Source organism: Alcanivorax sp. HI0044 (assembly GCF_001634945.1).
The window spans coordinates 1-925 of sequence record NZ_LWEZ01001542.1 but is presented as its reverse complement, the minus strand read 5'-3'; the positions used below and the strand labels follow the sequence as shown (position 1 = coordinate 925).

Here is a 925-nt window from a genome sequence, read left to right as displayed (position 1 = left end):
GCCCAACGTGGGGCCGCGCTATGAGGTGCTGGAAAAACACATCGAACGGCTGCGCCGGGAAGAGGAGCGCCAGGAAGCACTGACCCGTTTCTTCCAGGTAACACTGGCGCAAATTCGCGAAGGGGTGGTGATCGCCGATGCCTGCGGGGTGATTGTCTACGCGAACCCCCAGGCTGCGTTCCTGCTGGGCCTGGAAATGGGGGCGCTGGATACGGGGCAGCCCATGGTGACAGAACTGGACCGGGAGCTGGAACTGCGCGAGCACAGCTGGGATGACCTGCTGTGCCGGACCCTCGGCGAGGGCCGCACCCAGGTGGAGTGCCGTAACCGCCAGGGCACGGACCTGTATCTGGACATGCTGCTGGTGCATGCCGGCGATAACCCGGGGCGGATGATGATCATTTCCTTCAAGGACATCAGCGATGTGAAGCAGGCCATGCGGGCCCGTTCCGAAATGCTGGATTTTCTCTCCCACGACCTGCGCTCGCCCATGGTGTCGGTGCTGGCGCTCACGGAAAAAATGCGTCAGAGCGGCGACCACGAGGGCTTGCCGCTCTTCCTCGATAATGTGGAGCACTATGCCCAGCGCAACCTGAATATTGCCGAGCAATTCCTGCAGCTGGCCCGGGTGGAAGCGGTGGAATCCGTGGAAATGAACGAGCAGGACATGCTCGATGTGGTCGAAAGTGCCATCGATCAGGTACAGATTCAGGCTCACCAGCGTGATATCACCTTGCGGTTTGAGTACGACCCGGACCAGGAAGTTTGGGTGCTGGGTAACAATGAGCTGCTGGAGCGGCTGGTTGTGAATTTGCTGACCAATGCGGTGAAGTACAGCCATGAGGGCAGCTCCGTTGATGTCAGCCTGTATGCGCAGGGCAACCAGGTGGGCTGTGAGGTCCGAGATCGCGGGGTCGGGATTCCG

The 925-nt window shown here is 60.8% G+C and carries 1 protein-coding gene; it reads left to right on the top strand.

Annotated features, from left to right (window positions below; genetic code table 11):
- Positions 1 to 925 (top strand): HAMP domain-containing sensor histidine kinase (locus A3730_RS23280; RefSeq protein WP_156501318.1); only part of this gene is annotated, 925 nt, incomplete at both ends.